Origin of the sequence: Paenibacillus sp. DMB5 (assembly GCF_001517085.1) — a bacterium.
GTDB lineage: Bacteria > Bacillota > Bacilli > Paenibacillales > Paenibacillaceae > Paenibacillus_AQ.
The window spans coordinates 102,204-121,225 of the sequence record NZ_LRAC01000140.1 but is presented as its reverse complement, the minus strand read 5'-3'; the positions used below and the strand labels follow the sequence as shown (position 1 = coordinate 121,225).

Sequence of the window (19,022 nt, the reverse complement as noted above, 5' to 3'; positions counted from 1 at the left end):
AAAATGGCGCAGGACAGCCCTATTAATGGGACTGTTCTGCGCCATTTTTTGTATAAATCCTATGTTTTTGAGGGCCTCACATTGCGGGTTTATTTTGTGTGCATACAGGCGGACAGAACCAAGCACACTAACGGGGATTGTCAATGACAGTAAAGGTGGTCACTCCATGAAGGATAAGAAATGGGATCTTATGGCGTTAGCCTCCATTCCGCTTATTATGACCCTCGGCAACTCCATGCTCCTCCCGGTGCTGCCGCAAATTTCGCGTGAGCTTCATATCAGCTCCTTCCAGGTCAGCCTGCTGATTACGCTGTATGGCTTAATGGCTATTCTAATGATTCCGGTTGCCGGCTATCTCTCTGACCGGTTCGGGCGCAAAAAAATCATTATGCCCAGCCTGATTATTGCTGCTGCCGGCGGAGCTGTATGTATCGCTGCTGCCCTGTTTACCAAAGGAATAACGGCATACTGGATCATATTGGGGGGACGTGTGCTGCAAGGGATCGGTGCGGCAGGGGCTTTTCCCATTGTCCTGCCTTTTGTAGGGGATATGTTCAAGGACGAAAAAGTGGTAAGCAAAAGTCTCGGCCTGATTGAAACCTCCAATACCTTCGGCAAGGTGCTCAGTCCGATTCTCGGTGCTTATCTGGGGCTGCTGCTGTGGTACGCTCCATTTATCTCGATTCCGGTTTTATGCATTATTTCTTTTTTGCTTGTGCTGTTTCTGGTTAAGGAGCCGGAACGGGAAGCTGATAAGCAGAGCCTTAAAGAATTTATGTCAGGCATTGTTGCTATCCTGCGGGAGCACGGGCGGTGGCTGTATGCTATTTTTGCCATCGGTGGTGTATGTATGTTTGTAACATTCGGGGTTCTTTTTTATTTATCGGAAACGCTTGAGGACAAATATAATATTCACGGGGTGATAAAAGGTCTCGTGCTGGCCATTCCGCTTGCGCTCTTGTGCCTTGCCTCCTACGGAAGCGGCAAAATCATCGGGCAAAATAAGCCGCGGATGAAATGGATTGGCTGCGGAGGTATGTTCCTGATAACTGCGGCCATGGTTATTACGGGGTTTGGTTCAGGATTATACTGGCTGGTAGGGCTGCTTAGTGTGGGTGGGGTGGGTATCGGGATTGCACTGCCTTGTATGGATGCCCTGATTACTGAAGGCATTGACCAGAAAAACCGCGGAACAATCACCTCCTTGTACAGCAGCATGCGCTTCATCGGTGTAGCCCTGGGACCACCTGTTGTATCGTTGCTGATGCCAAGGGGGCAATGGCTGCTCTTCGGTACCATGGCTGGAGTCAGCGCAGTAGGAGGGTTGCTTACGCTCCTGGCCGTTACTCCCGGTAAAAAGAGCTCCGGAAGCGGTCAGAGAGGTGAAAAACAACTCCAGCTTCCGCGCGGAATCCGCCAGCGTGCCCGGTAACCGTCTAATTACCGGCTAACCTGCACCTTGCTGGATACTGAACGGCTGCGCCGCTTTGTAATGAGAACTATGCTATAAATGACCAGCAGCAGCAAAGGAGCCAGTGCTGAATAACGGTACATCTCGGCATAGGAGTTGTACGAAGCAACAGTGCCCAGAATCATGGTGCCGATAGCAACTCCGAAATCCAGGGAGTTCAGGAACATCCCGTTGGCCGTCCCGCGTTGACGGGGATCGACGGACTGGATCATCCAGGTCTGCAGCGCAGGCTGCATGGAACCGAAACCGATGCCGTAACAGAGTGCTGCCGGAAACAGCGCAGCGGTTGAGGAGGCGAAGGAGAGCAGCAGCAGTCCGCCTATTATGAACAGGCTGCCGGGAATCAGCAGGGCTGCCGGGCCGAAGCGGTCATAGATTTTACCTGAAACAGGCCGGATAATGACGATAGCCACGGCGTTAAACAGGAAAAAGTAAGCAATGTGGTCCAAATGCGCCTCTTGTCCGTACAGGGCAAGAAAGCCAAGCAGTCCGCCATAGGAAACCGACAGCAGCAGATTCAGCAGGCCGGGGATCAGCAGCTTATGGAACACATTGCCCTTAGGCCCGGGTATTATGGCCGGCGCAGGCTCTCTGTGATGAGCCGGCAGGCTTCGGGTCAGGCGGTAGCCCAGCGGCAGAATGATAGCAATGGCGAGCCCTGTGCACATCAGCAGAGAGCTGAAGCCTGGACCCTGCAGCAGGCTGAGTCCGATCAGCGGACCGGCTGACATGGCCAGACTGGTCGAAAGCCCGAAGTAGCCCAGGCCTTCACCCATCCGGCGGATCGGAATGACATCGGAGGCCATTGTCGGGAATGCAGTGCTGGCCATGCCGAAGCCGATGCCGAACAGCATGCGCATCAGCAGCAGGACCGTTACCGTCCCGGACCAGTAATAGCCGGCTACGGCGGTTATACAGATTGCCACGCCAAGGAAGATCAGCAGATTGCGGCCGCCTTTTTCCATTGCTTTGCCGGCGAATAGCCGGGAAGCAATAGCACTAAGCGCAAACAGACTGGTAACCAGACTGATCTGTACTGATGTAGCGGATAAGCTGTCTTTGGCGTAGACAGGCAAAGTCGACAATGTCATCTGCAGGCCGATAAACAGCAGCAGGTTACAGATGGTAAGAGTGATAAACGATTTGGTCCATAAGCGTTCTGATGAATGATTCAATATGTTCTGCTCCTATTCTAGTTGTGTATTCTCTGTGTTGTGATAGATAAGCTCCAGCATGCCGCGGAGCTGTTCAAGCTCAATGTCTGTAAGGCCTGATACAGCTGTGGTGATGACCTGCCGTTCGAGGGCGACGGTGTTTTCGATAAGCTGCTTACCCCCCTCGGTCGGATAGAGCAGGAAAGCCCGGCGGTCACTCTGATTCAGCGATTTCGTGATGAAGCCCTTCTTGAGCAGCAATTCAACAATTCTTGCGGTTGTAGGCTGGTCTTTGGCGGCTGCGGCTGCAACCTCCTTTTGGTTAATTCCGCTGCGGTCGACAATCATCAGCAGTACAGACCATTGTTCAGGAGTAATATCATAAGGCTTTAGCGCACGGGCGAAGGCGGTGGAAATTCTCCGGTAGGTAGAGCCAAGCAAAAAGCCCAGAAATTGTTGGGGGGAACCGGACATAGGAATCGTCCTTTCATTAATAGTTGTTATGACAATTATAATTATGACAATTAATAATGTCAACTTATGCAGCGCAAAAAAAGCACCCCCGCGCAGGGAGGTGCTTCACAATGAATCTGTTATTTTGCTTCCTTTGGTACCGATTCCCAGTCCTTAAGGAATCGGTCAATCCCGTTATCAGTCAGCGGATGCTTCCACAGGGATGGGAGGAGGGAGCCGGGAATGGTCGCGATATGTGCGCCGGCAATCGCCGCTTCTTCCACATGGGCGATATTGCGGATGCTGGCTGCAATAATCTCGGAGGACAGCCCGTAATTGGTCAGGATTGTCTTCAGGTCCTTGATCAGCTTCATTCCGTCCACCCCGATATCATCCAGGCGGCCGACAAACGGGCTGATATAAGTAGCGCCGGCCTTAGCGGCCATCAGGCCCTGTGCGGCGGAGAAAATAAGGGTAACGTTGGTCTTGATGCCGCGTTTGGTCAGCTCGTAGCATGCAGCCAGGCCGTCTTCAGTCATCGGGAGCTTGATAACTACGTTCGGTGCCCATTCTGCAATTTCAAGCGCTTCGCTCAGCATTTCGTCAGTAGTAAGGCCGATAACCTCGGCGCTTACAGGACCGGGTACAATCTCAACGATTTCTTTGATCACATCTTTGAACAATCTGCCTTCTTTGGCGATCAGCGACGGATTTGTCGTTACGCCATCCACTAATCCGAGCCGGGTAATCCGTTTGATTTCTTCAATATTACCGGTATCCAAGAAAAATTTCATTGAAGCTATTCCTCCTTGATATCTTATGGATTGACAAACAGCTTGTACAACCTCATTATGTATCATGCTGCACGAAGTTTCAACTGTTAATATGAATATTTCAATTTAACTTTATAGAATTTTCGTTTTAATCCGAATTACACCCCTCAGGACCATTCCCCGGCATCATTTCCCATGATAATATAGTAACGGTGTTGTATAAAAGAACGCGAATGGCAGGTGAGCATGATGATCACGGCAATTGCCGGTGCCGCCTTGTTTCTGCTGCTTGCCGCCGGACTGATCGCCTATCAGAACAGCAGGCTGATCAGGCAGCAGGAGGCTGAAAGCGCTGCGGCCCCAACCGGAAAACTCATGTATTCCGTATTTTTTGAGCAATTTCGCGTGGATGAGGAAAGGCCGGAGGCGGTACCCTTATTTCAATATACCGTGCTGTCCAAACCGGAGGAACAGCTCCATGAGGGAGAAACAGGGACTACTTATGCTCTATGCCGCGTACCGGCTGGTACCGGAGAAATGACTCTTGAGGATGCCCGGCAATGGATGCAGACACGTATCCGCGCTGCATCCATTCAGCGTGTGTTGTCTGAACACTTATCATTTCCCGGCAAGGCTGACCGCAAAGGGGAAAAAGAGCTGATTATCAATCTGGAAGCTACGGTGAGGGAGGAAGCCGGATATGCAAGTCCGCATTAATCATGTGGTTATATCGGTGAGTACCGGAGATATCACAGCCTGGAAAGGCGATATCATCGTTAATGCCTCCAATTCCGGACTTTACGGCGGAGGCGGAGTTGACGGGGCGATCCACCGTGCCGGCGGACCGCAGATTGCCGCCGAATGTGCGGTAATCCGCCAGAAGCAGGGCGGCGTCATGCCGGGCGAGGCTGCATTTACAACAGCTGGCAGACTGCCTAACCTGGGGATTATACATACTGTCGGACCGATCTGGAAAGGCGGAGGTGCAGGGGAGGAGGCGACGCTGGCCAGATGCTATATCAGCAGCCTTGACCTGGCCTGCGCCCGCGGAGCACGCAGTATTGCTTTTCCTAATATCAGCACGGGTATCTACAATTTCCCGAAAAAACTGGCCTGCGAGACGGCTCTTTCTACCGTTGTAGATTACGTTCAAAGCACTGAGCCGGACAAGCTGCCGCTGGATACCATCACCTTTATCTGCTTTGAGCCGGACAATGCCCGGCTCTACGAGGAAACGCTTAAAACTTATATCTAAACAGACCGGTTAACCGGAAGGACGGAGGAGCCCTGGAGATGTCATCTGTTACTGAATTGAAATTTGTTACTGTCCAGCCCGATAATACGGATCTGCGGGATCTGATTGAACGTCTGGATGAGGATTTGAAGGCACGCTACCCGCATGAAATGATCTATGTGGTTGATTTCTCTGACCCCAAGGTTAAAGAGATGACCTTCGTCGTAGCCTATCTGGGTGGACAGCCGGTTGGCTGCGGGGGACTGCGGCCGCTGGAGAAGGACAGCAGTGTGATGGAGCTGAAGCGTTTCTATGTGGAACCGGGCAGCCGCAAGATGGGCATCGCCGGTAAAATGCTGGTGGATCTGGAGGGAAAGGCTGCTGCCGCAGGATGCGTGGAGATCAAGCTGGAGACCGGAATTAAACAGCCGGAAGCCATTGCGCTTTATGTCAAGCACGGCTACCGGCCCATTGACCTGTTCGGCCAGTATATCGGCGATCCGGACAGTGTCTGCTACGGCAAGATACTGTCCTGAATGCCGTGTCAGGCATGGTATTTGCCGGCCGGCGCGTCGAGCACCCATTCCAGCATCAGGATCATATCGTCAAGCCTGCTCAGCTGGGTGCTTAAGCCCTCCCGCTGGGGGCTGTCCTGAGGAAGCGGAGCCAGCCTGCTCGTAAGTGCCCTGCGCTGAAGAGTCAGCTCATTGATTTTGGACTGGATCTGATTTGCGGTTCTCATCGTGAATCCTCCCGGAAGTAAATGATTAATTGATATTTATAGACCATTATATAGGAAAATATGGGGGTATTAAAATGAGTGTCAATGTTAAGCAGCTGGCTGCGGAGAAAGCCGTGGAATATGTGCAAGACGGGATGAAGGTAGGTCTGGGAACTGGCTCAACCGCTTATTGGGCCATCCGGAAGCTGGGCGAGCGTGTACGGGAGGGCCTTAACATTACCGCTGTGGCCACTTCGCAGGCTTCTGAGGATCAGGCACGTGAACTGGGCATTCCGCTGGTGGCCTTCAGCGAGATCGACAGCCTGGATCTGACCATTGACGGAGCGGACGAATTGGACAGCAAACTTCAGCTGATCAAGGGCGGCGGCGGAGCCCTGCTGCGTGAGAAGATCGTGGCGATGGGCAGCACGCGGATGATCGTTGTTGCGGATGAGAGTAAGGCGGTGCAGACACTTGGTAAATTTCCGCTGCCGGTAGAGATTGTACCGTTTGCCTGGGAATGGACGGTAGCGAAGCTTGCCAAGCTCGGTTGCAATCCGGAGCTTCGCCGCAGCGGTGATGAGCTCTACCGGACGGACAACGGCAACTACATTGCCGATTGCCATTTTGGAGCGATCGCTTCAGCCCCAGAGCTGGCAGAACAGCTCCAGGGCATTTCAGGCGTAGTGGATCACGGGCTGTTCATAGGTATTGCCAGCATGGCTATTATCGGCAAGCAAGACGGCAGCATCGAGATCATCGAAGGTGAGACCCATCTCTAAACCGCGAAAACAACGAAGCAGTCCTTCACGTACCGGAAGCTCACAGATCCGTCCGCGGCTGCAGCTTGGGAAATGGATGTTGCTGTTTCTGTATAGTGCGGCCGTAATATACTGGATGTTTCTTGGTTTTGGACGAACGGTCCGGACGGAGGGGCCGCTGAAATATAATCTGGAGCTGTTTCGTACCGTAAAGCTTTATTTTAATTTGGATAACGGAGTATCCTTCACTGGCAGATTGATTAACCTCGTTGGCAATGTGGCCGTATTCATTCCGTTTGGCGTGTTATTCCCGTTGCTGCTGAGAAAATTCCGTTCCTTATTCATACTGACCTTATGGGCAGTTCCTAGTATTTTGCTGCTTGAAATCTTTCAGATGCTGCTGCGGGTCGGAAGCTTCGATGTTGATGATCTGCTGCTCAATCTAATAGGTGTATGGGTTGGATATTTACTGCTTCGTATAAATAAACACATTTAGGAGGATTAACATTTATGCTGATAGATCTGAAGCAGCGCGTCGGAACAGCGGAAGTGGATGAGCTGCTGTCTTACGCCGTAATCGATGAACCGGATGCGCTGTGGCGCGCTTCAGCCGAATACAGCAAGCATGCTGCGCTGCAGCTGTGCGGCTGGGAAGAAGAGGGGCTGCTGCTAGGCCTGATAGGCTTTGAAGAGACCGAGGACGGTTCACTGGACATCCGCCACATTGCTGTTCTGCCTGAGAACAGAGGCAAGGGCTATGCACGCGGCATGATCCTTGAGCTGCTGACTGCCCGTCAGCCGCGTTACTTGCTTGCAGAGACTGAAGATGAGATTGCTGCGGACTTTTATCGTTCGCTGGGATTCATGGTGTACAGTCTTGGCGAGAATCCGGCGGGCATTGAGATGTTCCGCTGTGTGTATGAAGTAGAAGAGAACGAGGACGAAGAATAAAAGGCACTCAGCTGGTGCCGTTCAAAGGAAGCTATCCGGGAGTCCATCCCGGGTAGCTTTTTTGTTGTTTTTGGGGAGTGATTGATTCCAGCAGACAGGAGCCCGTCACAGGTTGACTTTTTAGGCAGATGACAATATAGTTTTACTGTGAAACTATTTTACTCGTGAACTATTATTGGGACAGGAGGCAGCAGTGTTGAATGAAGACGCAGAACGGTGGATAAACCGCTACGTGGATGCCTATCTCGTAGTGACAAGGCAGATCAATGCCCGGATCAAGGAGCGGATGGCCGAAGGTCTGACGAGTGATCAGTTTCTGATTCTGCGGCTGATCAAAGGCCAGGAGATGTGCACCTCAACCTATCTGGCGGAAGCCGTATGTGTCGGCAAGAGCTCAATTACCGCAATTATCAACCGGCTTGCTGAAGCGGGAATGATTGAACGGACCCGTGATGAGCATGACCGGCGCCAGATATACTTGACGCTCACTGAGCTGGGGGAGCAGGTATATCTGCTGGCTGAAAAACAGGTAAAGGAAGTGATTTCTCCTTATCTGCTTTATTTTATGGAAGAGGATATCGAGAAATTCATCACCATGTTTGAGAAGCTGGCATTTTTAATGCAGGAGAAACAGGAGGGAGAAAAGCTTGAAGACCATACTGAAAGCTAGGTGGGCTGTGATAACAGTCTGGCTCGCCGCCGCTGTTGTGTTATTCATGACTGCGCCGGCGATGTCCGATCTCGTTCGAGAGAAGGGGCAAATCTCTGTTCCGGACGGATATACCTCCTCCCGTGCAGCCGAAATTATGCGGGAGGTTGCAGCTGCAAAGGGCGGAGAGACGCTGCATCAGGTAGCCCTTGTGTTCAATAAGCCGGAGGGGCTTAGTACCGAAGATAAAGAGAGCATCAGGCAAGGCGTGGAGAAGCTGGCTGCGGACAAGGAGGCACTTAAGCTTGACTCCATAACAGATCCTTTTTCGCAGGCGGAGCTGGCGGATACGCTGATTGCCAAAGACGGCAATACCATCATGGTGGCGCTTTCGGTAAAAGGTGGGGAGGAAGAGGTAAAGGCTTTGCCGGATAAGGTCGACGAATTGCTCGGAGATGTCACTGCCGATCATTATCTGACCAGTGAAGGGCTGATCACCGAAGATACGATTGTCAGCTCGGAAGCCGGCCTGAAGAAATCAGAATACATCACCGTTATTTTTATTCTGCTGATTCTGTTTGTCGTGTTCCGTTCCTTCGTTGCGCCGTTTGTGCCGCTGCTGACGGTGGGACTGAGTTATATTGTATCGCAGTCGATCGTATCCTTTCTGGTTGACCGTTTTGACTTCCCGTTATCGACCTTCACACAAATCTTCATGGTTGCCGTGATGTTCGGGATCGGGACGGATTACTGTATTCTGCTGATCAGCCGCTTTAAGGAAGAAATGGCTACTGCAGAAGATACGAAAAGCGCCATTATCTCAACTTACCGCAAGGCAGGAGGTACGGTGTTCTATTCGGGTCTTGCCGTATTCGTCGGCTTTTTGGCAATCGGCCTCTCGAAGTTCATGCTGTACCGTTCAGCGGTGGCCGTGGCGGTAGGGATCGCTGTAATGCTGCTGGCCCTCGTGACCGTAGTTCCCTTCTTTATGGCCGTCCTGGGCAAAAAACTGTTCTGGCCTTCGAGCAGCAAGCTGGAGCATAGTGAAAGCCGGATTTGGGGCGCTGCAGGCGCTTTCTCGCTGAAAAGACCCTGGGCGGCGCTGCTGATTGTGGCGGCTGTCGTTGCTCCGTTCCTGATCACTTATGACGGGAAGCTGTCTTTCAACAGCATGGATGAAATCGGCTCGAATTACGCCTCGGTGAAAGGCTTTAATATCATTTCGGAGAGCTTTGGCCCGGGTGAATCGATGCCGGGTAAAATCGTAATCAAAAATGACGACCGTATGGACAGCTCGGAATATATGGGCCTGGCTGAAAAAATCAGCCGCGAGCTGGAAAAGGTGGACGGCGTCAAGTCTGTACGCAGTATGTCACGTCCAACCGGGGAACAAATCAATGATTTCCTGATTCCGACCCAGGTTGCTACATTGTCTGACGGTCTGGATCAGAGCAATGACGGACTGAACAAGATCCAGTCAGGGCTTGCGGAAGCAAGCAAGCAGCTGAGTGACAATGAACCGAAGCTCCAGGAGGCCGTATCCGGCAGTGCGAAGCTGACGGAAGGAACGGCGGAGCTCAAACAGGGCATTGCTGCACTTGGCGATGGCCTCTCCCGGATTGAGAGCGGCATTAAGAGCGGCTCTGCCGGTGCCGGTGAGATCAAAGCCGGTCTGGCCCAGGCTGCAGACAGTGCGAAGCAGCTGGCAGATGCGAATGCTGCGCTGCTTGAAGGCTATAAGAAGATTGGCGCAGGGTTGACTGCGCTTGACGGAGGCCTTGGCGGGCTGCAAACCCAGCTTGAGGGTGTGGCCTCCGCATTAACCGGACTGGATGCTTCCTTCACCAGCCTCGAAGGCAGTCATCCAGAACTGCTTCAAGATATGAATTACCAGACAATTAAAGGTACCGTAACTCAAACCGGTACAGGTGCTTCTCAGCTTGCAGCAGGTCTCGGCCAGATTTCCGGCCAGCTTCAAAGCGCAGCGGCTGGCTTGACTGAAGCCAACGCCGGTTATGCCAAGGCGGCAGCAGGTCAGACTGCGCTGGCCCAGGGTCTTGAGAAGCTGGTGGCCGGAATCGGACAGCTGCAGACAGGGCTGAACCAGGCTGCAGCCGGGCAGGGCCGGATTGTGGATCAGATTCCGTCGATCAGCAGCGGGCTGGATCAGCTGCAGGGCGGACAACAGCAGCTGGCTGACGGTTTTGGACAGCTGACCGGGCAGATCGGCGAGCTGACCAGCGGGCTTAGTGACAGTGCGGACGGCCTTAAGCAGATCACCACGGGTCTGAGCTCTGCCCAGGATTACCTGCAGCAGATTCAGGATGCCAAAGACGATGAGCTGAGCGGATTCTTTGTTCCGGCGGAAGCTTTGGAAGCTGAAGGCATTCAGCAGGTGTTTGACACATATCTCTCTGACGACCGCAAGGTGATGACGCTGGATGTTGTATTTTCTTACAATCCTTACAGCTCTGAAGCGATTGACAGTATGGGAGATATTCAAGCGGCAGTGGACCGTGCAGTCAAAGGCACGAAGCTGGAAAATGCCGAGACAGCCATCAGCGGCGTAACCAGCACGTACAGCGATTTGCAAAAGATCTCAAATGAGGACTATACACGGACGGTTGTGCTGATGCTTGCGGGGATTTTTATCATTCTTGTATTGCTCTTGCGCTCGGTTATTATGCCACTGTATCTGATTGTATCGCTCGTAATCACCTACTTTACGGCGCTTGGCATTACGGAAGCAATCTTCGTGAATCTGCTGGATTATTCCGGTATTACCTGGACCACGCCGTTCTTTAGCTTCGTAATGCTGATTGCATTAGGTGTAGACTATAGTATCTTCCTGATGGCCCGATTTAACGAGAACAAAACATGGGATGTACGTGAAGCGATTCTGCATGCGATGCGCAATATGGGTACGGTTATCCTGTCAGCGGTAGTCATACTAGGCGGGACCTTTGCTTCCATGTATCCATCCGGTGTATTGTCGATGATGCAGATTGCCACTGTGGTGTTATCGGGTCTTGCCCTGTATGCGCTGGTCTTCCTGCCATTCTTCGTTCCGGTGATGGTGCGGATGTTCGGGCGGGCGAACTGGTGGCCGTTCAGCGTCAAAGACAGCGGAGAGACAACCAAGCATGACATGCATATGTAAATAAGCAACGAAAGAACATCGGTGAATTACTGGTGCTTGTTATGCGCGTAATAAGGCTGCTCCGGCTGGATCGGGAAGGAAGGAGGAGAGGTGAAACGGAATTTCAGGGATTTTCCGCGGTATAATGGACCGGGATTCCGCTGGTACGGAGACGGAGGTTTACGTGCCGGAAGTTCGGACGCAGGACGGTATCATCAGGAATATGAAGTGCTGGTCAAGCTTCCTTCACAGCTTATATGAGCACCCCTGTTTGACCCTGTGGTTTTAAGGAATATGGTTAGGATATGAAAAAGTGAACCGATACAACAGCCTTATTCCCCGCCTCCGGGGATAAGGCTCTTTTTCGCGGAGTAATCAGCGGTAATGGACGGCGTACTTGCGCCCATCACTTTGTATGAAAGGCTATCCTCGAACGATACCGGTATTAGGCATACAACCATATAGGAGACAGCGGCTGGTTTATAGGGCAAATGGCAACTGGACCTAAGGCCAGTGAAAATACGGACTTTGGTACGTTTTGGAAGGGTGGATGGTAATGGTACCTTTTTTATGTACGAATTCCAATCCATAACCAACCAAACGGAGGCTGATCAGATGAAGAGGAAACGAACCGCGGCGGGCTTGATGGCGTTGATACTGATATTTACGGGAGCTGTACCCGTTGCAGGCGCTCAGGCTGCCATTCCGACTGTGTCCGCGGCGGCGGCAAGCGCGAATGTTCTGGATGCCCGGACGGTATCGGCATTTCTGGACCGTTTTTTTGCGGAGGAACAGAATCGGCTGGGGACAGCCGCGGCGGTGGTATCGGTCGTGAAGAAGGGCTCTGTTGTTGCGGAGAAGGGCTACGGAAAGCTGGACAAGGAATCCGGGAACCCGGTGAATCCGTCCAATACAACCTTCCGGGTCGGCTCCGTGTCAAAGGTGTTTACGGTGATCGCGCTGATGCAGCTGGTGGACCAAGGCAAGGTCGGACTTCAGGACAATATCGAAAAATACCTGGACGGCTACAAGCTTACCAACCCGTTCGGCAAACCAGTAACGGTGGAAATGCTGCTGACGCACACCACCGGTTTCGAGGTCAGAGACCCCACGGAAGCGAATGTGCTGTTCGATCCTTCGGCCAAGCCGGTGACGCTTAAAGAATCGGTGTTTTCAACTTTCCCGCCGGTGGTCAGAGAGCCCGGAACCTCTTACATGTATGATAACTTCGCCTCCCAGCTTGTCGGCTATATCGTTCAGAAGGCCAGCGGCGAGTCCTTTAACGAGTACATGAGCAAGCATATATTCGCTCCGCTTGGCATGACCTCCAGCACCTACGATCCTGCCGGAGCGCTTGCGAAGCGGCTGCCGGCGGCTTATGAGGTGAGCGGGGAACAAATGCCGGATTACCGTCTGTCGCCGGAGGTGCTGCCGGAGGGAAGCATGATCACGACCGCGGCGGACATGTCCAAATTTATGACGTCCTTCCTGAACGGGGGAAAAACTTCTAACGGACAAAGCCTGCTTTCAGGGTCTTCTCATCAGGCGATGTCCGCCTACCAGGTATCCATTCATCCCAGCGTACCCGATATGACTTACGGCTTCGAGGCTCCCGCACCGCTGACGGACGCCAACGGCCGGTTCATCATTGCCAAGGGCGGCAGCATACCGGGCTTTGAATCTTACATGTTCCTGCTGCCGGGTGAACAGTCCGGCGTATTCGTTTCGACAACGGCGCTTGACCCCAGCTTAACGATGCGGCTATATGGAGCCTTTATGGATGAGTTCTACCCGGGCAGCCCGAAGATCGGAAACTCTGGTTATGCGCCGAAGCCAAAGTCCGAGCTGGCCCGTTTCGAGGGCGTATACAGAGATCTGCGCCTTGGCATTTTGCTGATGAATATTAAAGCGAGCGGGGACGGAACGCTGACCGGGACAGACCAGGCCGGGCAGCAGGTGAAATTCAAACAGGTCGGGGACCTGCTGTTTACCGATCAGGACGGCAACCCGCTGGCCTTCAAGCAGGATGCTCAGGGCCGGATCACCTACCTGAAATATGCCAACCCGGGCAGCTACGCGGTGAAACTGGCGGAAGGGACCGGATTTACGGACGTAACGAAGGATCATCCGTATGCCCGTTATATTTTCGGCCTGCAGTCATTGGGCGTGCTCCCGAATGATCCTTCCGGCTCCTTTGGTCCGGACGAACAGGTTAACCGTGAGGAATTCATTCATGCGGTGATGAGCCAGTTCGGACTGCCACCATCAACGAAAAAGCCTGTATTCAAGGACTTGACGGCTTCTCCTTATCAAGCGGAGATTCAGCGGCCGCCGAGCTTGGACTGCTGACAGGCATGGGCAACGGGCTGTTCGAGCCGAAGCGGATCATCAAGCGTGAAGAGGCCGCAGTCATTACGCTGAAGCTTCTGCAAATATCCGGGTTCCAGGGCAGCGCAGGCAACGCCAAACTGGCGGCTGGCACTTCGCCTTGGGCAGATGAGGCCGTGAAGGCGGTCGTTGATCTCCAAATTCACGGCCCCGAGGTAACGGTCAGCAATGGAATCTATGACTACGGCTCGCAGCACGGACTGAAGCGGGCCGAATTGGCCGCGATCCAATACTACCTGATGCTGCCGGAGCAGCCGCTGATGCAGTAGGCGGCTGAATTCAAAGCAATAGCATAAGAGAGCACAAGAGAGCTCGACAGGGAACAAAGGAAATAAGGAATATATGCAACAGGGAATAAATGAAGCAGAGAATAAAGGCAAATGGAACACAGGCAGCAGGGAACAAAGGCAAATATCAAAAGGGACCCGGAAGGGTCCCTTTTGATGTTTCGTCAAGTTTGCGGTTAATTCATCCGATCAAACGTCATAATTGACAACATAAGGCTGAAGTTCGGAATGGTAATACCCTTCGCTGTATTCAACGACGCTGCCGGCCTCGTCATAGGCGTATCGGTATCTCTTGAGCAGGGGATGACTCTCCCCGGTCTGCAGAAGACCTGCGACGGCGGGCGGCGGGGACGCAGCGGCGAATTCGTCCCTGAATTTGGCTATCGACACCTTGTGTTCCTCCAGCCAGCCGTACAGGGACTGGGCGTCCAGCTCCGAGGGATCCGCCTCGCCGATCCAGCCCGGGAAGTAATGCGAGTAATGGATATAAGGCTTGCCGTCCAGCTCATACAGGCGTTCGATCCGCAGACCTGTGTCTCCGAACAGAGCGTGAGGCCGGCTGCCCTCTTCATGAATGACGACCTCCGCGCTGAGCAGCACTTTGCGGATGACCCGGCCCTCTTCCACAAGCACCTCGGTGAATCTTTTCCAGGTGGAGCGCTTGGAAGTGGAGGTGTTGCGGATCACCTTCGTTCCTTTGCCGCTGCTCGTTTCCAGGTAGCCCTCCTGGACCAGCTCCTTAATGGCATTGCGGATCGTAATCTTGCTGACGCCGAACTCCTCCTCCAGACGGGGCTCGGGCGGGATGTTGGACTCCAGCGGATAATGGCCGTGAAGAATCCGGTCTTTGATAATATTCTTGATCTGCTGATATAAAGGCCGCTTGTTACGGGATAAACTCACGCTGTATTCCTACCTTTCTACATCGCCGCTTCCTTCGGTCATGGCCCGAAGGATGGCGCTTTCGGGAGAGAGGGGGGTGTCGCCCGGAATGGTATGTGCCAGCATCGCAGCCGCTGCCGCGAAACGGACCGCCGTCCCGGGCGGATAGCCTTCCAGCTCTCCATGAATGATTCCGCTCGCAAAAGCGTCCCCGGCTCCTATCCGGTCATGGACCGGGAAGGTCAGCCGGTCGGAATAGGCGAAGGCGGAATGTTTATACAAATAACCTTGAAGCGAATGGGTATTGTCCGGGTTCACCTTGCGGTGAGTCCCCGCGATGACGGTGATGCCGTATGTATCGGCCACCTGGGGGATCAGCTCTTCCAGCTGCTCCTGCCGGGTTTCCCGCCTGCTTGTCATCCCCAGAATATAGAGGGCATCCTTCTCGTTCATCATGACGATATCGGCAAGCCCCAGCATCTCAGTATACCACGGCTTGGCCTTCGCATACCCGTCTTCCCCCCACAGGGAAGGCCGGTAATTGCAGTCGAAGACGACCAGGCCGCCCGCCTCCTTGACGGTCCGGGCAAAGGACAGCGCATGCCGCCGGACCGTGTCGTTCATCGCCAGCGTGATCCCGCAGAAATGAACGGCATCGCATTCACGTGCGGCGGCGAAATCATACGCTCCTTCAGGAGCCGTATTAAAGCTGCTCTCCAGCCGGTTCGTATAGGTTACCCGGCTTGGCCGGGGGCCGAAGCCGTTCTCCAGCACATACATCCCCATGTAGGCGCCTGCGCGCCGGATATGGGCGGGAAGCAGGCCCAGCTTGCACAGGTTGGCGACCGCCGCATCCCCGATTGCGTTGGCCGGCAGCGTCGTGACGAGGTATCCGGTATGCCCGAACCGGGCCAGAGCGGATGCGACGTTGACACCTGTGCCGGAGTACGACACCTGAAGCGTATCGCTCTGGGACAGCAGGCTGAAGCCTGGCACCTGAAGGCGCATCATCACTTCTCCGAAGGCGGCGACCGTTTTAGGCATGGAGATCGACCTGCTTTTTCATGATGGCCAGCAGGGTGCGCACATCCTCAACCCGGGTGTCGCCCGTCGCCTTGTCGATGATGGAGGAGTAGACATGGGGAATCACCTGCGGAACGCCCGCTTCCAGTGCGATGGAGAGGATGGGCTCGAAGTTGTCCAGGTCGATACCGCCGGTCGGCTCCAGGGCGAAGCCTTCCTCACCGCAGGCTTTCGCCACGGCGCGGTATTCCTCCTCCAGTGTAAGCCCGTTCATCGGAAAATACTTCAGGGCGTTTCCGCCCATATCGCGGAGCAGCGCGATGGCCGCTTTGACCGGAATGACGGCATGTTCGCCGGCGGCACTGAACGGACCGGTCGAAACGTTGACATAGCCTGGACGCCCGGAGGGAGACACAAGGCTGTTGATCCAGCTGTTCCGTGCACCAAGGCTCGCCCGGGTCGCTCCAACCGCCGGAAATACCTGGTTGATATGGCTGCCGGCATACGTCTTGGCGATTTCGGCCACGACCGCCGCCTGGCGGTTATCGCCTGCGCCAAGTCCGATGGACACCGCGTCCTCGATAGCCGCGCCGTATTCCTTCATCGCAGCTGCCGCTTCAGCCGCGTTCGGGTAGTTCTTGGACAGCACGCCGACGAGCACATGGCCTTCTGCCGCTTCATAGACGTCTTTCGCATTGCCGATGCTGCCGGCCAGTACGTTCAAAGCCGCACGGTTCTTATACAGCCGTCCGGTGATATTCATTTGATTGATGTCGCTCATCGTTATTGCCCCCCTGCTAGCTCTTGAATTCTGGCCTGAATGACGGCGATGTCATCGCCTTGAAGCGGCCGCGGATCGATATCGAAATACCCCTGTCTCACTCCGTAATCCCGCGTATAAATGGCGATCTCGCCCCCCTGCAGCGCCTCGACGACGGCTGCAGCGCTGGTCCCCGACTGCTGAGGGTCGATCTTTACCCGTGCGCGAAAAATCGCCCGTCCCGCTTCGTCCTGCACAATCGTCACCTGGACACCGGGTGTTTCATTCAGCGTAAGCAGCGGCTGCAGCGCCGTCCGTTCCTGTTCGCTCGTATCTTCCTTAACCATATACTCATCCAGTGCCTGGAGCAACCCGAAGGTCGTTTCTTTACCGACCTTCATGCTTCTACCGATCCCGTGCATCTGGACCTTGACCCACTCAATAAAGCTTCGCTTGCCCGCGACAAGGCCGGAGGTCGGGCCTTCAATGGCCTTGCTTCCGCTGTAGATGGCAAGTTCCGCGAGGGAAACGTATTTCCGCAGATCCTCTTCCGCCGCGGCATCGACGATAAGCGGACGCCCCGGCGGCGGGCCAGCTCGGAGGCTTCCTCCACGGAAATCATGTTCTTCTGCACGGCATGATGCGATTTGACGTAGAGAATCGCCGCGGTATGATCGGATATAGCTTCCTCAATATCTTCCGCCCGGCCCTCGTTGGCATATCCGGCTTCCACGATCCGGCCCCCGCCCAAATAAACCATCGTTTCTACAGGAGCCCCATACTGGACATTATGACCTTTAAGCATAATGATCTCATTCTTCGGGATAGGATCCTGATGCAGGCGCAGCGACGGCGCCGGTCGCCTGTGTGACGATGCCGGCAACTGCAAGAGCGATGCCGCTGGAGGCGGAGTTGACGACGATGGCCGCCTCCGCCCCGATGAGCCGGGCGGCGTAATCTCCCGCCTTATTCACAAGGTCGGCGATCTCTACATATTGCTGACCGCCGGTCTTCATCGCCTCCATCACCGTGTCGGACGGGGCGGAGACGCCGAGTATGCTCATTCTGCCGCTGGCATTGATGACCCGTTTAAGGCCGTATTTCACATGCAGCGTATTGTCCATGAATAACCACTCCTTTGGGATGAATGCTGTGGGACGCTGTCAGGACGGCTCCTTCCGAATCCGTAAGCGGGACCGGGCCGTCCTCGACGGCGAACAGCGTCAGATTGGCGGACTCGCCGGGGCGGATCCGTCCCAGCTCCGGACGGTTCAGCCAATCCGCCGCGCGGACGGTGACGGCATCGACGATCTCCTGGAGTGAATAACCCAGGTGCAGGAACTTGCTCATTACATTCGCCAGGCTGTATACAGGACCGTTCAGCCGGTTGCCGCGGTAAATATCGCTGCTGATCGTGTCCGGCGCAATGCCGTGCCTCCGGGCGGCCTCGGCCACCCGGAAGGAGAAGCTTGCCGTGCCGTGACCGACATCCAGATGCACGCCCCGTGAGATGGCCTCGGTCAGCACCGGAAGAGGATTGCCGGCGGCGTCGAAGAGATTGTTGTGCTTCCCGTTCAAATAGTGGGTCAGCACGTCGTTCTTCTCCAGAAGCGGAATAACCTCGGTGATATCCGGAGGTCCAGAGCCGATATGTACCATGAGCGGCAGTGACAGCGCCCCGGACAGGCTTCTCGCCATCCGGAGCGGCTGGATGCCGTTCTCCTTGACGACACTGCCGCTGATCCGGGCCTTCAGCCCGACAATCAGGTCCGGATGAGCCCTGACGGCTTCCGCCGCCCGTTCGGCATCGATCCACTCCAGTCTGGAGAGCTCGTCGATCCGCGATAGTCCGATGCGGGAAATGTTCAGAAAGGCAAGCAGATTCGTCCGGGCGCTCCGAGCGCTTGCGGCAAGCTCGCCAATCCGGTCCGCTCCGCAGCTTCCGGCGTCGACGATGGTTGTAACGCCCTGCCGGATACCGATCTCGTCGATCTCGTCGCCGTAAGGGTCGAACTCGGGGAACGCATGCACGTGCATGTCAATCCACCCGCTGGATACATACAGGCCCGTGCAGTCCAACTTTCGTTCGGCCTGCCCTTGGCCCGGAGGAGCCAGCTCCGCAATATGTTCTCCGTCCAGCACGATGTCAGCCCTGCGGCCGTCTGTCATCCGCACATTAGAGAGCACCAGCGTCGCTTCCTGCGTATGATTGTGTTCCCGCATATGATTCACCTGCCTATGTTGAATAAATGAATTTCGTTTCTTGCCGCCGATAATCATGTATTGCGCTTCGACGTACATTTAAGATACCATAGAAATCAGAAAATACAATATAACGTTATAATGTTTATGAGGGAGTTTGTTTGCTAACCGGTG

At 54.4% G+C, this 19,022-nt stretch carries 19 protein-coding genes and 1 pseudogene; 11 read left to right on the top strand and 9 right to left on the bottom strand.

The genetic code is table 11. The annotated features are described in order from the left end of the window. Nucleotides 1-166: 166 nt before the first annotated feature. A complete protein-coding gene (locus AWJ19_RS23250) occupies nt 167-1,432 on the top strand; it encodes an MFS transporter (protein ID WP_068727469.1) in 1,266 nt (421 codons plus the stop codon). A gap of 8 nt (nt 1,433-1,440) precedes the next feature. On the opposite strand, the gene AWJ19_RS23245 is transcribed toward AWJ19_RS23250, so the two are convergent. The 3 genes from AWJ19_RS23245 to fsa form a co-directional block, all read right to left on the bottom strand. Continuing rightward, a complete protein-coding gene (locus tag AWJ19_RS23245) occupies nt 1,441-2,646 on the bottom strand; it encodes an MFS transporter (RefSeq protein WP_068727467.1) in 1,206 nt (401 codons plus the stop codon). A gap of 12 nt (nt 2,647-2,658) precedes the next feature. After that, complete coding sequence (locus AWJ19_RS23240) at nt 2,659-3,099, bottom strand: MarR family transcriptional regulator (protein ID WP_068727465.1); 441 nt, start codon at nt 3,097-3,099, stop codon at nt 2,659-2,661. 119 nt (nt 3,100-3,218) lie between these two features. Beyond that, entirely contained in the window at nt 3,219-3,872 is a 654-nt protein-coding gene (fsa, locus tag AWJ19_RS23235) for a fructose-6-phosphate aldolase (protein WP_068727461.1), read from the bottom strand. A gap of 225 nt (nt 3,873-4,097) precedes the next feature. Between fsa and AWJ19_RS23230 the strand changes: the two genes are divergently transcribed. From AWJ19_RS23230 to AWJ19_RS23220, 3 genes are read left to right on the top strand one after another with little or no spacing between them, the layout of a single operon-like run. Beyond that, complete coding sequence (locus AWJ19_RS23230; RefSeq protein ID WP_128083675.1) at nt 4,098-4,568, top strand: hypothetical protein; 471 nt, start codon at nt 4,098-4,100, stop codon at nt 4,566-4,568. Continuing rightward, entirely contained in the window at nt 4,552-5,106 is a 555-nt protein-coding gene (locus tag AWJ19_RS23225) for a macro domain-containing protein (RefSeq protein WP_068727458.1), read from the top strand. Before AWJ19_RS23230 ends, AWJ19_RS23225 begins: the two co-directional genes overlap by 17 nt. 38 nt (nt 5,107-5,144) lie before the next feature. Continuing rightward, a complete protein-coding gene (locus AWJ19_RS23220; protein WP_068727457.1) occupies nt 5,145-5,621 on the top strand; it encodes a GNAT family N-acetyltransferase in 477 nt (158 codons plus the stop codon). Between the two features lie 8 nt (nt 5,622-5,629). Here the strand turns inward: AWJ19_RS23220 and AWJ19_RS23215 are convergent, their stop codons facing one another. Then, a complete protein-coding gene (locus AWJ19_RS23215; protein ID WP_068727453.1) occupies nt 5,630-5,827 on the bottom strand; it encodes a hypothetical protein in 198 nt (65 codons plus the stop codon). 74 nt (nt 5,828-5,901) lie between these two features. On the opposite strand from AWJ19_RS23215, the gene rpiA reads away from it, so the two are divergent. The 7 genes from rpiA to AWJ19_RS34270 all read left to right on the top strand — a co-directional run bounded on the left by rpiA (nt 5,902) and on the right by AWJ19_RS34270 (nt 13,963). Further along, entirely contained in the window at nt 5,902-6,588 is a 687-nt protein-coding gene (gene rpiA / locus AWJ19_RS23210) for a ribose-5-phosphate isomerase RpiA (RefSeq protein ID WP_068727451.1), read from the top strand. Nucleotides 6,589-6,664: 76 nt separating this feature from the next. Then, nucleotides 6,665-7,063 carry a VanZ family protein gene (locus tag AWJ19_RS23205; protein ID WP_068727449.1) on the top strand — a complete coding sequence of 133 codons (399 nt, stop codon included), beginning with the start codon at nt 6,665-6,667 and terminating at the stop codon, nt 7,061-7,063. 14 nt (nt 7,064-7,077) lie between these two features. Then, the gene (locus AWJ19_RS23200; protein WP_068727447.1) at nt 7,078-7,518 is read left to right on the top strand and encodes a GNAT family N-acetyltransferase; all 441 of its coding nucleotides are present in this window, start codon (nt 7,078-7,080) and stop codon (nt 7,516-7,518) included. 196 nt (nt 7,519-7,714) lie between these two features. After that, on the top strand, nt 7,715-8,188 hold the full coding sequence (locus AWJ19_RS23195) for a MarR family transcriptional regulator (RefSeq protein WP_068727445.1): 474 nt from the start codon (nt 7,715-7,717) through the stop codon (nt 8,186-8,188). Beyond that, nucleotides 8,166-11,327 (top strand): MMPL family transporter, encoded by a 3,162-nt coding sequence (locus AWJ19_RS23190; RefSeq protein WP_068727444.1) that lies wholly within the window; start codon nt 8,166-8,168, stop codon nt 11,325-11,327. Before AWJ19_RS23195 ends, AWJ19_RS23190 begins: the two co-directional genes overlap by 23 nt. Nucleotides 11,328-11,921: 594 nt before the next feature. Next, on the top strand, nt 11,922-13,655 hold the full coding sequence (locus AWJ19_RS23185; protein WP_198536626.1) for a serine hydrolase: 1,734 nt from the start codon (nt 11,922-11,924) through the stop codon (nt 13,653-13,655). A gap of 5 nt (nt 13,656-13,660) precedes the next feature. Further along, nucleotides 13,661-13,963 carry a hypothetical protein gene (locus AWJ19_RS34270; RefSeq protein ID WP_082708076.1) on the top strand — a complete coding sequence of 101 codons (303 nt, stop codon included), beginning with the start codon at nt 13,661-13,663 and terminating at the stop codon, nt 13,961-13,963. A gap of 207 nt (nt 13,964-14,170) precedes the next feature. On the opposite strand, the gene AWJ19_RS23180 is transcribed toward AWJ19_RS34270, so the two are convergent. The 5 genes and pseudogenes from AWJ19_RS23180 to AWJ19_RS23160 all read right to left on the bottom strand — a co-directional run bounded on the left by AWJ19_RS23180 (nt 14,171) and on the right by AWJ19_RS23160 (nt 18,869). Continuing rightward, a complete protein-coding gene (locus AWJ19_RS23180) occupies nt 14,171-14,884 on the bottom strand; it encodes a GntR family transcriptional regulator (protein ID WP_068727443.1) in 714 nt (237 codons plus the stop codon). Nucleotides 14,885-14,893: 9 nt separating this feature from the next. After that, nucleotides 14,894-15,907, bottom strand: a complete 1,014-nt coding sequence (locus AWJ19_RS23175) for a sugar kinase (RefSeq protein ID WP_068727442.1) — start codon at nt 15,905-15,907, stop codon at nt 14,894-14,896. Then, entirely contained in the window at nt 15,900-16,667 is a 768-nt protein-coding gene (locus AWJ19_RS23170; protein WP_241781857.1) for a KDGP aldolase family protein, read from the bottom strand. The genes AWJ19_RS23175 and AWJ19_RS23170 overlap by 8 nt, the downstream gene beginning before the upstream one ends. 2 nt (nt 16,668-16,669) lie before the next feature. After that, nucleotides 16,670-17,770 (bottom strand): annotated as a pseudogene (locus tag AWJ19_RS23165) (DgaE family pyridoxal phosphate-dependent ammonia lyase). Beyond that, the gene (locus AWJ19_RS23160) at nt 17,736-18,869 is read right to left on the bottom strand and encodes an amidohydrolase/deacetylase family metallohydrolase (protein ID WP_068727440.1); all 1,134 of its coding nucleotides are present in this window, start codon (nt 18,867-18,869) and stop codon (nt 17,736-17,738) included. Before AWJ19_RS23160 ends, AWJ19_RS23165 begins: the two are co-directional and overlap by 35 nt. Nucleotides 18,870-19,022: the final 153 nt, after the last annotated feature.

Bases quoted from the DNA above. Each gene is read 5' to 3' on its own strand.
- AWJ19_RS23250 (WP_068727469.1), top strand. From the start codon at position 167: ATGAAGGATAAGAAATGGGATCTTATGGCGTTAGCCTCCATTCCGCTT.
- AWJ19_RS23240 (WP_068727465.1), bottom strand. From the start codon at position 3,099: ATGTCCGGTTCCCCCCAACAATTTCTGGGCTTTTTGCTTGGCTCTACC.
- fsa (WP_068727461.1), bottom strand. From the start codon at position 3,872: ATGAAATTTTTCTTGGATACCGGTAATATTGAAGAAATCAAACGGATT.
- AWJ19_RS23230 (WP_128083675.1), top strand. From the start codon at position 4,098: ATGATGATCACGGCAATTGCCGGTGCCGCCTTGTTTCTGCTGCTTGCC.
- AWJ19_RS23225 (WP_068727458.1), top strand. From the start codon at position 4,552: ATGCAAGTCCGCATTAATCATGTGGTTATATCGGTGAGTACCGGAGAT.
- AWJ19_RS23220 (WP_068727457.1), top strand. From the start codon at position 5,145: ATGTCATCTGTTACTGAATTGAAATTTGTTACTGTCCAGCCCGATAAT.
- AWJ19_RS23215 (WP_068727453.1), bottom strand. From the start codon at position 5,827: ATGAGAACCGCAAATCAGATCCAGTCCAAAATCAATGAGCTGACTCTT.
- rpiA (WP_068727451.1), top strand. From the start codon at position 5,902: ATGAGTGTCAATGTTAAGCAGCTGGCTGCGGAGAAAGCCGTGGAATAT.
- AWJ19_RS23205 (WP_068727449.1), top strand. From the start codon at position 6,665: ATGTTGCTGTTTCTGTATAGTGCGGCCGTAATATACTGGATGTTTCTT.
- AWJ19_RS23200 (WP_068727447.1), top strand. From the start codon at position 7,078: ATGCTGATAGATCTGAAGCAGCGCGTCGGAACAGCGGAAGTGGATGAG.
- AWJ19_RS23185 (WP_198536626.1), top strand. From the start codon at position 11,922: ATGAAGAGGAAACGAACCGCGGCGGGCTTGATGGCGTTGATACTGATA.
- AWJ19_RS34270 (WP_082708076.1), top strand. From the start codon at position 13,661: ATGGGCAACGGGCTGTTCGAGCCGAAGCGGATCATCAAGCGTGAAGAG.
- AWJ19_RS23175 (WP_068727442.1), bottom strand. From the start codon at position 15,907: ATGCCTAAAACGGTCGCCGCCTTCGGAGAAGTGATGATGCGCCTTCAG.
- AWJ19_RS23170 (WP_241781857.1), bottom strand. From the start codon at position 16,667: ATGAGCGACATCAATCAAATGAATATCACCGGACGGCTGTATAAGAAC.
- AWJ19_RS23160 (WP_068727440.1), bottom strand. From the start codon at position 18,869: ATGCGGGAACACAATCATACGCAGGAAGCGACGCTGGTGCTCTCTAAT.